This window comes from Enterococcus sp. AZ011 (assembly GCF_050548355.1).
Classification (GTDB): domain Bacteria; phylum Bacillota; class Bacilli; order Lactobacillales; family Enterococcaceae; genus Enterococcus; species Enterococcus faecalis.
In genome coordinates this window covers 332,798-345,113 of the sequence record NZ_CP172959.1, presented here as the reverse complement: position 1 = coordinate 345,113, position 12,316 = coordinate 332,798, and the positions used below count along the sequence as shown (strand labels likewise).

The window sequence follows — 12,316 nt, the reverse complement described above, 5'->3', positions numbered from 1 at the left end:
CCCTTTATTTTCTCATAGTTTGCTTATTCAAGCAATATTTTTTATTTTTTGGAACAAGAACTTAACACAATTGTAAAATAAAAGAGTGCTTTATCAAGGAACAATTGTTATTTTTGAGAAAGTGTTTGCAGAAATTCTTGATAATGTTTCTGTTCATTCGTTTCAGTAATAGTTATTTTCTCAAATGCACCATTTAGTAAATCAGTCAGTGATCCTTCAATCAAATGCGTAATCGTGGCATTCCCAATTAATTCCATCCAATAACTGCCATCAGACGTTTCGTGGACGACTGTTTTCACCATACCTCCAGCATTTTTGACGGTTATTTCTTCATAAAAAACACCATCTTTCAATAACGTATAAAGTAAACTACTTGCGCACATAGCTGTCCCACAAGCACTTGTAAAACCTACACCACGTTCATACGTTCGAACAAATAGTTGATTTTTGCCAAGAATTTCAACAAAACTCACATTTATCCCTTCTGGAAAATATGGATTTTCATTATTTACATAGGTAGCGATTCGTTCAAATTCTGGACCATTTAAGGTTTCATGATCCACAAATGCTACAAGGTGCGGATTAGGCACTGCTACCGCTGTAAAGCGAATGGTGTTAGATAAGGCTGGTACGATTTCATCAATTAATGTTTGGACCCCTAAATGCATTGGGATAGTGACTGCTTCAAAACTTACTGGTGAAATTTCCACTTGGTAAGTCGCTACTTCTTCAGCTAAATTGGGGGCTTGACGTACTTTCAAATCTGCAAACATTGTTTCAACTGTAAATGATTTTTCTTGGTTTTTTTCAGCTAAATAACGGGCAACCGTACGCAAGCCGTTCCCGCACATGCTTGCTTCACTACCATCGCTGTTAATCACTCGCATTCTAGCATTGGACGTGCCGTGAGTCCCTTCTCCTACCAAAAGTAACCCATCTGCTCCCGCCAATAATCCTGTTTCCCGCGAACATAACTGGATGCGCAATTGCTCAATTTCCTCAGCGGTTAAAGAACGCTCAAACTGTGTTTCATCCAATAAAAAGAAATCATTTTCTGACCCGTGTACTTTTTGCATCATAACATTCATTTTTTTAGCTCCTTCTTTATGTATCCGTTATCTTTCCCTACTTACTTTAGTATGCCATAAACGAACAACTATTTCGACCCTGGATTTGTAAAAGGAAAGAGTCAAATGACAGCCGTCATTTGACTCTTTCCTTCACAATTGGCAAACTTATTTTGCTGCTGCAAAAAGTTCGTTTACTTTATCCCAGTTAACAACGTTCCAGAATGCTTCAATGTAATCTGGACGAACGTTTTTATATTTTAAGTAATACGCATGTTCCCAAACGTCAAGACCTAAAACAGGTGTTTGACCATCCATTAATGGTGAATCTTGGTTTGGTGTTGAAGTGATTTCTAATTTACCGTTATTCACAACTAACCAAGCCCAACCTGAACCAAAGCGGCCAGTTGCAGCTGTTTTGAAAGCAGCTTTCATTTCATCAAAGCTACCAAATGTTTCATCGATTGCTTCTTTAATAGCGCCAGTTGGTTGTCCACCAGCATTTGGTGCCATAATTTCCCAGAAGAATGTATGGTTTGCGTGACCGCCACCATTGTTACGAACGGCTGTACGGATATCTTCAGGAATAGCATTCATATCTGAAATTAAGTCTTCTACAGATTTTTCGCCTAATTCTGGATGTTTTTCAATCGCTGCGTTTAAGTTAGTCACATAAGTGTTGTGGTGTTTATCATGGTGTAAGTGCATTGTTTCCACGTCAATGTAAGGTTCTAATGCATCATAAGCATATGGTAATTCTGGTAATGTGTAAGTCATTTTTTAAATCCCCCTATTTTTTAGTATGTAACATACGTCTTTCATACAACTATTATGATAACAGAGTGAACCGCTTTCTACAAAATAGTTTGCTTGCCAAAAGAAAAGTTTTACAAAAGAGGGAGATTACCTTGTGTTTCCCTCATAAATTCGCTAGAATGACCTGTAGAAGAATGATGTGAGGAGTAAATAAATGAATACATTGCAATTATTTAAGCAGGCCTTTTTTTCAGTTTCAGAATTACGGCATGCGAAAAAAATGGCGTTTTGGAAAGTAATTCTCTATGCTGTTTTTTTAAGTGCTATTTTAGCACTACCTATTACCAAACAAGTCTTTTCTGTGCTACAAGAGGTGCAACAAGATGGCCAAAAAATTGCAGAAAAGTTGCCTGACTTTTCTATTGAAAATGGCACGTTGCAAACAAAGGCCAAAGAATCTGGCTTTATTTATCAAACCGACTCGATTATTTTTACGTTTGATCCAGATGGAAAACGTACAGCCGCTGATGTCCAAAAGGATTTAATTGGTAATGCGTTTGGTTTGGCTTTTTTACAAGATGAATTTGTAGTCGCCTTACCGAATTCAGGCGCAACTGAATCAATTCTAGGCACCGACCAATTTATCTTCCCCTATAGTAAAGGAACCTTAGATGGCGTTAACGCTCAGAGTATCAAGACTGCGCTAAGTGAAGCAGCAATCCCTTGGTGGACAAAACTCATTGTCTTTTTAGTGGCTATCTACCCTGTTCTAATCGGTTTAGTTTTAGACTTACTGATTGCCGCTATCGGTGCATCTCTCTATTCAAAATTACGTTTTTATTCTTTACGTTTGATTGATTGTTTAAAAATTATTACGTATTGTGCTACCGTGCCAGTCATCTTAAGTGCTATTTTAAATTTCGTAAATCCGATGTTTAACGATGGCATCCTAGTTATTTTACTAAGTCTGTTCTTTTTCTTTGTCACAACCAAAAACGAACCACGGAATATCCCTGGTTCTTAAAAAAAGGTGTTGTCTTTGAGACAACACCTTTTTGCTATTCTTCAAATTCTTCTTCATCTGTTAATTCAGGTAAGTCAATCGTGGTCACCGCAGATTGGCCAATTTGCGTTAAATATGCAGCTAATTCATCCACATTTTCCACAGGTGAGACGGCTGCTTCAATTGCCATTGCTAAATTAAGTCCAGCGACTACTCGCAATTGCGGATAAGTGCCCATGGCCATCATAGCCACATTACAAGGTGTTCCTCCTTTTAAATCAGCTAATACAAGCGTCGGGACATTGCCAGCTTCTTTTAAGATTGCTGCCAGTTTTGCTTGCGTGCCGCTCAAGCCATCTTCTGCGGTCATTGACACAATCGCAGCATCTGCTAATTCCCCGACAATCATTTGAGTAGAAGCTAAGGTTTCTTCTGCCATCCGTCCATGGCTCATTAAAATTAATTTTGGTTTCATCATATCCTCCTAAAAATACTGCTGATAAATTTTTGTTCGTGCTTTCAGAAAGCCACGTTCTTCACGAGTGGGATGAATCCGATTCGTCAGCAAAATTAGGGCTTCTTTGGTCTCTTTTTTCATACCAATCGCCGTTCCAGTAAAGCCAGTATGATACAAATAGCCTGCCCCTGCTTGCGTCTTTTTCAATTCCCAACCAAATGTACGTCCCCCTTGGTTCATAGACCAGAGAGCATCGAACATTTTTTCAGAAAATAATGGTTTGCCAGACGGGTAGCGATTGTTCATAAAACACTGAACAAAAGTGAGTAAATCTGATAAAGTTGCAAATAACCCTGCACTGCCGATTGGCGCTTTTAGTTGATAGGCTTTCGAATCGTGGACCACTCCCTGAATAACGCCGCGTTGTTTTGTAATCTCTGTGGGCACTGCCTGGGCAAAATCGCTGACCGTAAAACTTGTATGCTGTAGGTTCATTGGTTGAAATAAGTATGTTTGAAAGCTCTCTTCTAATGAGCAGCGATCCAATACTTGAATAATTTCTCCCAATAAGTAATACCCTAAATCAGAATAAGTGGTTTTCCCTCGTTCAGATAACGAATGCGTTAAAATGATTTCTTGCAAGCTTTTTTTTGTGACATTTTTCTTATCGACAACATCAGCTGGCAGTCCGCTCTGATGCAGTAGAAGCTCCCCAATCGAACAAGATAGTCCTTGATAATCAGGTAGGATTTCCCCCACAGTGGTTGAAAAAGTAAGCTGATTTGTATCGATTAATTGTAACATTCGATTTGTTGTCCCAATAACTTTCGTTAAGGACGCTAAATCATACAGGCTAGCTGATGAAACCTTTTGTCTTGCAAATGGACCAGTATTACCTAAAAAGCCCGTATACTGTTCTGATAAGCTATCTTCTGTGATCGTCCCCCAAGCGACACCCGGAACGACTTGCTGATTAATCAGTCTCTGAATTGTTTCTTGAATTGCGATTTGATTCATTGTTCACCACTTCTATGCTAAAACTTCTGAAATCCGTCCGTCATGTTCTGCTAATAGTTGTTTGGCTTTTTGAAAATCAACGTGGGCTTTCGCCATTACAATGGCTGGTGCCACTTCTAGCTGTGCTGCCTCCAAGTATTCTTTGGCTTGCGATTCCTCGATTTCTGCTGCTTCTTTAATGATATTCGTGGCACGTTGCATTAATTTTTCGTTCGTTGGTTGTACGTTGACCATCAAATTTTGATAGATATTCCCTACTTTAACCATAATCCCTGTTGAAAACATATTTAACACCATTTTCTGTGCTGAACCCGCTTTCATTCTAGTTGATCCTGTAATGACTTCCGGTCCTACAATTGGCGCAATCCCAATTTCCGCCAATTGATTCATCGGACTTTGATTATTACAGGTAACTGAAATGGTTAGAGCGCCCACTTTTTTTCCGTATTCAATTGCGGAAACAGCATATGGTGTCCGACCACTAGCAGCAATCGCAATTACGACATCTCGGGCAGTCAATTGATGTTGCGTTAAATTTTCGATAGCTAATTCTTTCGAGTCTTCAGCGCCTTCAATTGCTTGATACATTGCTTTTTCACCACCAGCTAAAATACCAAATGCGCGTTCTGGCGACACACTATATGTGGGCGTTAATTCAATCGCATCCAAAGCACCTAAACGTCCAGACGTTCCTGCACCACAATAGATTAAACGGCCCCCTTTTTTAAATCGTTCTGCCGCTGCATCAATTGCTGCAGCGATCTGCGGAAGCACCTTTTCAATTGCTTGTGCTACCTTTTGGTCTTCTTGATTTATTAAAGTTACCATTTCTAATGTTGACACTTGGTCAATCTTTTTAGTCGCTTCATTTCTGGCTTCTGTCGTTAATCCTTCTAAGTTCATTTGCTTGCACACCCCTACTTCTCTTTTAGACGGCTGACAAGTTGACTCGTTTCAATCATATTGCGTTCAATTTCTGTGTCTAAATCATCTTGAATTGAACCTAAATACAGAACATCGCCAATTGCCATTGACGAAGCAATCGATGAAATAGCCCCAACTCGAATGAGGTGCTCATTATTGGGGACTAAAAGAACTTCATCGCTCAATGATCGCACGTTTTCTCCATCGTTACTGGTAATAAAAATAACCGTTGCACCTCTATTTTTGGCAATTTCACAGGCGATTAAGGCTTCTTTTGTCAAACCACTATAGGAGACCGTGATCAAAATGTCTTGTGCCGTTGCATAATTTAAAAACTCCAACATCATGTGACTATCATAATTAAAAATTGCTTGGCGACCAGCGCGGTTAAACTTGTGATAAAGATTATAAGTCGTTAAAGAAGAGGCACCAATTCCAACCAAATGAATTTTTTCCGCTTTTTTAACATGCGCGATTGCTCGTTCCAAGGCTTGTTTATCTACTGTATAAAATAAATCCTCAATCGTAGCATTTAATAAAGATTCCACTTTCATACAAATAGTATCCACCGAATCATCCGCCGCTACAATTGGATCAATATCTTTTTTACCGTTACTGGCAGCTTGTACCGCTGCAATGGATAGTTTTAACTCTTCCCAGCTGTCAAACCCTAATTGTTTAGAAAAACGGGTAACTGACGCTGGAGAAGTTTCGCTATTGCTAGCAATTTCGTTTGCTGTTAATGAGAGAAGACGGGTCGGATCCTTCAGTATATAGTCTGCGATTCTCTTATTTACTTTGGAAAAGTCCTTATATTTTTGTCTGATTGAACGGATTGGCTCCATCTTCTCATCTCCATTTCTATTTTATGAAAGTTAAAATTGCTTCGTTTGGTTCAGAAGGGATCATCTGTGCGGTAATAGTCACCCCATTATCTGTTAAACGACGAACGGTTTGAATATCTTCATCGGTTAATGCAACAGATTTTTTAATTGCTCGACTGCCTTCTTTTTGAGAAATATTGCCGACATTGAAGCTCTGTAATGGGACACCGCCATCAATTAAAGCCGCCATGTCTGCAATGTCTTTCGTAATTAAAAAGACTTTTTCTTCATCATAATTGCCTGCTAAAATTTTTTCAATCGCTTTACGTTTCGATAAAATGGATAATTTAACTCCTGCAGGCTTAGCCATTTTTAAGGCACCAATTTGTAATTGATCTTTGACAGCGGCATCATTTACTACCATGATTCTTTGTGCGCCAACCGTATTCGTCCAAACGGTTGCAACTTGTCCGTGAATTAAACGCTCATCTACTCTTGCATGTACAATTGTCATAATAAATCTCTCCTATTATATACTATTTTTTTAAAATAAACCGCCAACCCAAGCCAACATTGGTTGTAAATTGCCTAAAACCATGCCAATTAAAATTAAAACAAAGATTAGCCGTGTTGAATTCATTTTCTTTTTCCCTAGTAACCAATAGGATAAAAGAACAATCCCTAAAGGAATTAATGCGGGTAAAATTTTATCCAACATTTCTTGAACAGATAATGTTACATCTCCCATTTTATAAGTTAAATCTAATTTGTAAGTAATTACCGAAGGAATCAAACCGCCGACCACCGTTAACCCTAAAATAGCTGCACCTTGCGTAAACAATTTCATTTTATCCGCAAATTCTGTCGCAATTTTTTTCCCTTGATGGTAACCAATCCAAGTGAATTTATAGCGAACCCATAGGACCACTGCTCCGGCAATTAACGGGATCAGTAACCCAACAACCTGGCCCCCTTGCGCCATGTAAGCTGCAATCGAAAAAACAATCGCACGATAAATCGCGATAAAAATGGTATCACCAACACCAGCAAACGGACCCATTAGACCTGTTTTCAAGCCAGTAATGGCCGTTTCATCTTCAATGCCAACTTCTTCTTCCAAAGCCATATCAGCTCCGACAATTAAATGCGACATGGCTGGCGTTGTATTCATAAAGCCAAGATGTGTCTTCAAGGCTTTCTTCATAGCTACTGGATCTTCACTGTATAGTCGCTTTAATGCAGGCATCATCACCCAAGCGTAACCAAGTCCTTGCATTTTTTCATAGTTCCAGCCCCACTGATAGCCAAAAAGATTACGGACGTAAACTTTATTAATATCCTTTTTTGTTAATTTGTTAGTCATCAATCTCAACCTCCTCATCATCTTCGTAAATAACCGTGCCACTTGTTGTAGCTGCGCCGCCTTTGTTATGATTCATCACATAAATCGCTGCTAAAGCCAAGCCAACCAGTGCGACACCTAAAACTGAGAAGAATTGGGCCCCATAAGCAAGTAACACGAACCCAATAATAAAATAAGGCCAGTATGTTTTAATTGGCAAGTACCGCATTAAAATAGCAATCCCCATCGCTGGTAAAATAGCACCTGCTGCTTTTAACCCATTCATCACCCAAATAGGAATCCAATTATTGATAGCGTTTACAACTTGTTCACCAAAAGCTAGGCCAATAAAAACTGGGATGACACGAGAAATCGTCCAAGGAAAAATTCCTAAAACATTGCAACGCTCGACCCCTTTATAATTGCCTTCTTCCGCATAGCGATCTGCTTTGTGTTGGAAAAACGTATTAGCCATTCTGCCTAAAATATCTAGTTGTGTCAATAATAACCCAATCGGAACCGCAACTCCGATACCATACTCTGCCCCTTTCCCTGAAATGATTGCATAAGCCGTTCCCATAATGGCCCCCGAAAGAAAGTCTGGGACTGTTGCTCCTCCATAAGTCGCTACGCCTAATGTCATCAATTGAAGCGTTGCCCCAATCATCAAACCTGTTTGAACATCTCCTAAGACTAGGCCAGTAAAAGTTGCAGCAAACAATGGTGTATATGGACCAATCTGAATAGAAATTTGGTCAAGTACACCAACAACTGTGTAAAGACATAAAATCAAAATAATACCAATCGATACTGTCATGCTTTCTCATCCTCCTTGAATGCGTTTTCTTTTTTGTATTTGTAGAATACCATTAAAGAAATATCATTTCAAGTTCTTTTTAAAAATATTTTTAAATGAAATTACATTTCTTATATAATTTTTGTGCTATACTAAAAGAAAACGGTTTAGGAGTGATTATGTGCGGGTTTTGCTGATTTATTTCATAACTATTTTTCTATCCAATACAGTTGGGGCGCTCTCTGGGATGGGTGGAGGCGTCATTATTAAGCCTGTTTTGGATTTTCTTGGGTTCCATTCGTTAAATAGTATTGCGTTCTATTCAAGTGTCGCTGTTTTTGTCATGTCCATTTCTTCGACTTATAAACAGTATCAAAATGGTGTCCAAATTGAATGGAAAAAAGCCGCGAGTATTTCGTTTGGTTCCTTAGTCGGCGGCATGTTAGGTGATTTACTTCTTAATCAGGCGATTGCACTAGCGCCAAATGAAGAAAAAGTACAACTAATCCAATATATCATCATGTTGCTGACCTTGGTTTTGGTTCTTCTCTACAATCAATTTTCCAACTGGCACTTACACCTCAACGGATTGAGCATTTTTCTGATTGTCGGATTAGGCTTAGGGATTCTATCAACCTTTTTAGGCATCGGTGGCGGTCCCATTAATGTAGCTTGCCTTATTCTCTTTTTTGGAATGGATATCAAATCAGCAACTGTCTATTCCATCATTACTATTTTTTTCTCCCAACTCGCCAAACTTGGCAATATCGGCTTGACCACAGGGTTTGCGGTTTTTGATTTGACAATGCTTTGGGCTATTATTCCTGCCGCTTTATTCGGTGGTTATGTCGGCGGTCTTTTCAGTAAAAAATTATCCCAACAACGGGTCGCCCAAATTTATAGTTTAGTTGTTTTTTTAGTTATTTTGTTAAATATGTATAATTTGTGGAGTGTTATCTAAAAAAGAAGCGCTTTGTCGTATAGACAAAGCGCTTCTTTTTTAATTAAATCACTGTTAATTTAACATCTATATTATTTCTTGTTGCTTTAGAATATGGGCAAATTTCGTGGGCTTTTTTAACAAGTTCTTCTGCTTTAGCTTGATCTACCCCATCAATATGAACTTCTAATTCAGCACCAACGCTAAATCCATCTTCTCCTTGGAATAAGGAAACACGTGCAGTTACTGTACTTTTACCTTCGACTTTTTCTTGATCCATCACTAATTCTAATGCACCGTTAAAGCAAGCACTGTAAGCCGCTGCGAATAATTGTTCTGGATTTGTTGTATTTTCTTTCTTGACACCTGGCGAAGCAACCGCATAAGAAAATGATTTATCCGGTGAGTGAACTTCTCCTGCACGTCCACCCGTATTAATGATAGTTGTTTCATAGATTTTTTTCATGTAAATTCCTCTCCTTTGTAAAGTTTTACACTTCTGAGAACTTGTTACTTACATAATTATTGTAGGAAACTTTGTCAGATACAGCAAACGTTGTGCTTGTGAATAATAAAAAATAACATTTAACGTTGTATTTTTGACGTAGAAAAAGAACCCATTCTATGATAGGATAAAGTGAACTTGTACATTTGTACACAAACTATTTTACAAAGGAGACTTTCCCTTGACACACTTACTTGATTATCAACCATTAAACCTCTACACAAACTATCAAGAAGCCGCAGAAAAAACACCAACTGTTCCAATTATTTTTGATGAATCTTTGCCTGCTTTTCCTGCACTTGGCTTAGAAACAACTTATGGTGAAAGCCATCAAGAAATTTTGAAACGGGCATATCAATTAGCCGCTTTAGGTGTAAAAAAAGGCGACAAAATTATTATTTATAAAAGTCCTAAATTCGACACGTATTTACTAGCTGTTGCAGCCTCATATCTAGCAGCCGTTCCTGTAATGGTTTCATACCATTTACCTTTTGAAACAATTGAAGTATTCGTTGATCGTTTAGAAGATCCTTATATTTTATTTGATGATGTGACTGCTGAAAAAGTTCAAGCTGTTCGTAACAGCTCTGCCAATAAAAAACTTTCGGTTGCTTCTCTTTTAGAAGCTGATGCCACGGAAGTTCCTCAAGACGAACTGACTAAAGACGAAATTGCCTACATGACTCACACCTCTGGAACAACAGGTATTCCTAAACTTATCTGTCATTCCAATCACTCTATGGGTTGGCGTACAAAATGGCAAAAAACCATTTTTACAAAAATTGCTGAAAAGAAATTAGTTGGCTTTCATATTTCGCCAGTTCATTCTCGTTTTAACATTGGCGTGTCTTCTTTAATGGCCATGGGCTTCCCTATGATGCCTTTAGCAAATGCTTCGAGCGAAAAAGTCGCTGAAATGTTCAGCACCTATCAACCAATCGCTGTAGAAACACACCCCAATAACTTCGTTCAATGGGTTCGTTTGGCCAAAGAAAAACCTGAAGCTTTCGCTAGTGTCCATTATTATCATTCTACTTTTGATGCAATTAACAACGCTACAATGGTGGCTTTCTTAAAAGCATCTGCTGCCAATGAACCAATTTTCCTACAAGTTTATGGACAAAGTGAATGCGGGCCAATGATCTTACGAGCGCATACTTTAGAATCCCTAAAAGATTCAGATGCTCGTGACATGGGCGTTGGTTTAGAGGATTTAACACAAGCTCGAATTACCGATGAAAAAGGACAAGTTTTACCTGCGATGACGGACGGCCATATCCAATTCTTATCAAAAGGACGGGCCTTAACATATTACAAAGAAGATGCCCGCTTTGCAGAAAATGTCTACGGCGAATGGTGGGACAGCGGCGATTACGGGATGTTAGATGAACGCGGCCACTTATTCTTGAAAGATCGCCAAGTAGATCTAATTGAAAACATCGACAGTAATTTAGCTATTGAAGATCATTTATTGGATGCATTAGATTTCTTAGAAGAAGTGATTATTGTCCGTGGCAAAGAAAATGAACCTCAGCCAATTTTAGCGGTTGTCCCTGGGGAAGAAATGGATTGGGATGCTTGGTGGACACAAGTAGCCGATTTACCACATTTAAACGAACCTATCATTATGGCTTTTGATGAAATCCCTCACACAGCTACTATGAAAGTGCAACGTTTACAACTAGAAAAATGGTTAAAAGAACAATAAAATAAAATTCTTTGTTAAACAGTGTTGGTCAAAAGAACGTTTAGACCAGCGTTGGAGCAAGTGGAACAGAAAGCTAAAAAGTTAACTCGTTGTAGGTTATCTTAAGTTTTAAAAAGAGGGGCAGCCATCGTTTTGACGGCTGCTCCTCTTTCTTTTGCCTACCGTTAATTAAATCCTTTTTGTGAAGAGCTTGACATGGGATGGTTCCCACAAATTATACTTAGCTTATTCAAAGAATGGAGTGAGCAAGTATGAAAATTTTAATTAAACAAGATTTCGACACGATGAGCGAATGGGCAAAAATGTTACTTCTAAGCACGATGAGCCAAGATAAACGAGTGAATTTATCAATTACCGCTGGCAAAACACCAGCACTTGTTTACCAAAAATTAGCCTCGATTGTGAAAAATTCATCTGACTTTGATAATGTTCATTATTATAACTTTGATGAAATCCCTGTTCCTCATCAAAAGGAAGGCATTACTCTGACAGATTTGCGGACGCTGTATTTGACACCTGCGGAAATATCCGAGCAAAACATCCATCCATTAACTGTTGAAAACTTTCAACAACAAGAACAACGGATTGCTGACGCAGGCGGCTTAGATTTGATGTTAATTGGCTTAGGAGCAGATGGTCATTTTTGTGGGAACATGCCCACTACCACTCATTTTAAAAACGAAACCTATCAAGTGACCGTCACTGGTTCAGAGCCTTGGTTTGTTCCTGAAATGATGCAGCCAGGCATGACCTTTGTTACGATGGGGCCAGCCAGCATCATGAAAGTTAAGCATCTTGTCCTAATTGTAAATGGTGAACAAAAAGCTCAGATGGTCAAACAAGTGCTCCAAGGACCTGTCACAGAAACGTATCCTGCCTCTATTCTTCAACTCCATCCAAATTTAACGGTTCTCTTGGATGAAGCCGCAGCGAGTCAATTAGAAAAATAAAAAATTGCGCCTAGATTATGCTTCTCT

14 protein-coding genes are annotated in these 12,316 nt (G+C 38.7%); 4 read left to right on the top strand and 10 right to left on the bottom strand.

The window, feature by feature from the left end; translation table 11 throughout:
* Window positions 1-107: 107 nt before the first annotated feature.
* Both dapF and IGL36_RS01755 read right to left on the bottom strand, forming a co-directional pair.
* Window positions 108-1,088 (bottom strand): diaminopimelate epimerase, encoded by a 981-nt coding sequence (dapF, locus tag IGL36_RS01760; protein ID WP_002361202.1) that lies wholly within the window; start codon window positions 1,086-1,088, stop codon window positions 108-110.
* Window positions 1,089-1,235: 147 nt separating this feature from the next.
* Window positions 1,236-1,844: a superoxide dismutase gene (locus IGL36_RS01755; RefSeq protein WP_002361201.1), complete on the bottom strand. Its 609-nt coding sequence runs from the start codon at window positions 1,842-1,844 to the stop codon at window positions 1,236-1,238.
* 193 nt (window positions 1,845-2,037) lie between these two features.
* Between IGL36_RS01755 and IGL36_RS01750 the strand changes: the two genes are divergently transcribed.
* The gene (locus IGL36_RS01750; RefSeq protein ID WP_002355344.1) at window positions 2,038-2,847 is read left to right on the top strand and encodes a DUF1189 domain-containing protein; all 810 of its coding nucleotides are present in this window, start codon (window positions 2,038-2,040) and stop codon (window positions 2,845-2,847) included.
* A 34-nt stretch (window positions 2,848-2,881) separates the two neighbouring features.
* On the opposite strand, the gene IGL36_RS01745 is transcribed toward IGL36_RS01750, so the two are convergent.
* Genes IGL36_RS01745 through IGL36_RS01715 form a run of 7 tightly spaced genes read right to left on the bottom strand, consistent with a single transcriptional unit; the run spans window position 2,882 to window position 8,207 of the window.
* A complete protein-coding gene (locus IGL36_RS01745) occupies window positions 2,882-3,301 on the bottom strand; it encodes a PTS sugar transporter subunit IIA (protein WP_002363016.1) in 420 nt (139 codons plus the stop codon).
* 9 nt (window positions 3,302-3,310) lie between these two features.
* The gene (locus IGL36_RS01740; RefSeq protein ID WP_002397535.1) at window positions 3,311-4,300 is read right to left on the bottom strand and encodes a serine hydrolase domain-containing protein; all 990 of its coding nucleotides are present in this window, start codon (window positions 4,298-4,300) and stop codon (window positions 3,311-3,313) included.
* Between the two features lie 12 nt (window positions 4,301-4,312).
* Window positions 4,313-5,203: an N-acetylmuramic acid 6-phosphate etherase gene (gene murQ / locus IGL36_RS01735; protein ID WP_002397536.1), complete on the bottom strand. Its 891-nt coding sequence runs from the start codon at window positions 5,201-5,203 to the stop codon at window positions 4,313-4,315.
* 14 nt (window positions 5,204-5,217) lie between these two features.
* Window positions 5,218-6,069 carry a MurR/RpiR family transcriptional regulator gene (locus tag IGL36_RS01730; protein WP_002355339.1) on the bottom strand — a complete coding sequence of 284 codons (852 nt, stop codon included), beginning with the start codon at window positions 6,067-6,069 and terminating at the stop codon, window positions 5,218-5,220.
* 16 nt (window positions 6,070-6,085) lie between these two features.
* Window positions 6,086-6,562, bottom strand: a complete 477-nt coding sequence (locus tag IGL36_RS01725; RefSeq protein WP_002355337.1) for a PTS system mannose/fructose/N-acetylgalactosamine-transporter subunit IIB — start codon at window positions 6,560-6,562, stop codon at window positions 6,086-6,088.
* 30 nt (window positions 6,563-6,592) lie between these two features.
* Window positions 6,593-7,411, bottom strand: coding sequence for a PTS system mannose/fructose/sorbose family transporter subunit IID (locus IGL36_RS01720; protein ID WP_002355336.1), 819 nt, complete (start codon window positions 7,409-7,411; stop codon window positions 6,593-6,595).
* Complete coding sequence (locus IGL36_RS01715; RefSeq protein ID WP_002358431.1) at window positions 7,404-8,207, bottom strand: PTS mannose/fructose/sorbose/N-acetylgalactosamine transporter subunit IIC; 804 nt, start codon at window positions 8,205-8,207, stop codon at window positions 7,404-7,406. Before IGL36_RS01715 ends, IGL36_RS01720 begins: the two co-directional genes overlap by 8 nt.
* A 169-nt stretch (window positions 8,208-8,376) precedes the next feature.
* Here IGL36_RS01715 and IGL36_RS01710 point away from each other — a divergent pair, with 169 nt between their 5' ends.
* Window positions 8,377-9,147: a sulfite exporter TauE/SafE family protein gene (locus IGL36_RS01710; RefSeq protein WP_225583261.1), complete on the top strand. Its 771-nt coding sequence runs from the start codon at window positions 8,377-8,379 to the stop codon at window positions 9,145-9,147.
* A gap of 43 nt (window positions 9,148-9,190) precedes the next feature.
* Here IGL36_RS01710 and IGL36_RS01705 read toward each other — a convergent pair whose 3' ends face one another.
* Complete coding sequence (locus tag IGL36_RS01705) at window positions 9,191-9,592, bottom strand: organic hydroperoxide resistance protein (RefSeq protein WP_002355332.1); 402 nt, start codon at window positions 9,590-9,592, stop codon at window positions 9,191-9,193.
* A gap of 220 nt (window positions 9,593-9,812) precedes the next feature.
* On the opposite strand from IGL36_RS01705, the gene IGL36_RS01700 reads away from it, so the two are divergent.
* Window positions 9,813-11,339: an AMP-binding protein gene (locus IGL36_RS01700; RefSeq protein ID WP_002361196.1), complete on the top strand. Its 1,527-nt coding sequence runs from the start codon at window positions 9,813-9,815 to the stop codon at window positions 11,337-11,339.
* A gap of 251 nt (window positions 11,340-11,590) precedes the next feature.
* The gene (locus IGL36_RS01695; RefSeq protein WP_002355326.1) at window positions 11,591-12,289 is read left to right on the top strand and encodes a glucosamine-6-phosphate deaminase; all 699 of its coding nucleotides are present in this window, start codon (window positions 11,591-11,593) and stop codon (window positions 12,287-12,289) included.
* Window positions 12,290-12,316: the final 27 nt, after the last annotated feature.

Excerpts from the sequence above, each read along its gene's own strand:
- IGL36_RS01730 (WP_002355339.1), bottom strand. The coding sequence starts at position 6,069 with ATGGAGCCAATCCGTTCAATCAGACAAAAATATAAGGACTTTTCCAAA.
- murQ (WP_002397536.1), bottom strand. The coding sequence starts at position 5,203 with ATGAACTTAGAAGGATTAACGACAGAAGCCAGAAATGAAGCGACTAAA.
- IGL36_RS01695 (WP_002355326.1), top strand. The coding sequence starts at position 11,591 with ATGAAAATTTTAATTAAACAAGATTTCGACACGATGAGCGAATGGGCA.
- IGL36_RS01750 (WP_002355344.1), top strand. The coding sequence starts at position 2,038 with ATGAATACATTGCAATTATTTAAGCAGGCCTTTTTTTCAGTTTCAGAA.
- IGL36_RS01725 (WP_002355337.1), bottom strand. The coding sequence starts at position 6,562 with ATGACAATTGTACATGCAAGAGTAGATGAGCGTTTAATTCACGGACAA.
- IGL36_RS01740 (WP_002397535.1), bottom strand. The coding sequence starts at position 4,300 with ATGAATCAAATCGCAATTCAAGAAACAATTCAGAGACTGATTAATCAG.
- IGL36_RS01720 (WP_002355336.1), bottom strand. The coding sequence starts at position 7,411 with ATGACTAACAAATTAACAAAAAAGGATATTAATAAAGTTTACGTCCGT.
- IGL36_RS01715 (WP_002358431.1), bottom strand. The coding sequence starts at position 8,207 with ATGACAGTATCGATTGGTATTATTTTGATTTTATGTCTTTACACAGTT.
- IGL36_RS01745 (WP_002363016.1), bottom strand. The coding sequence starts at position 3,301 with ATGAAACCAAAATTAATTTTAATGAGCCATGGACGGATGGCAGAAGAA.
- dapF (WP_002361202.1), bottom strand. The coding sequence starts at position 1,088 with ATGAATGTTATGATGCAAAAAGTACACGGGTCAGAAAATGATTTCTTT.
- IGL36_RS01755 (WP_002361201.1), bottom strand. The coding sequence starts at position 1,844 with ATGACTTACACATTACCAGAATTACCATATGCTTATGATGCATTAGAA.
- IGL36_RS01705 (WP_002355332.1), bottom strand. The coding sequence starts at position 9,592 with ATGAAAAAAATCTATGAAACAACTATCATTAATACGGGTGGACGTGCA.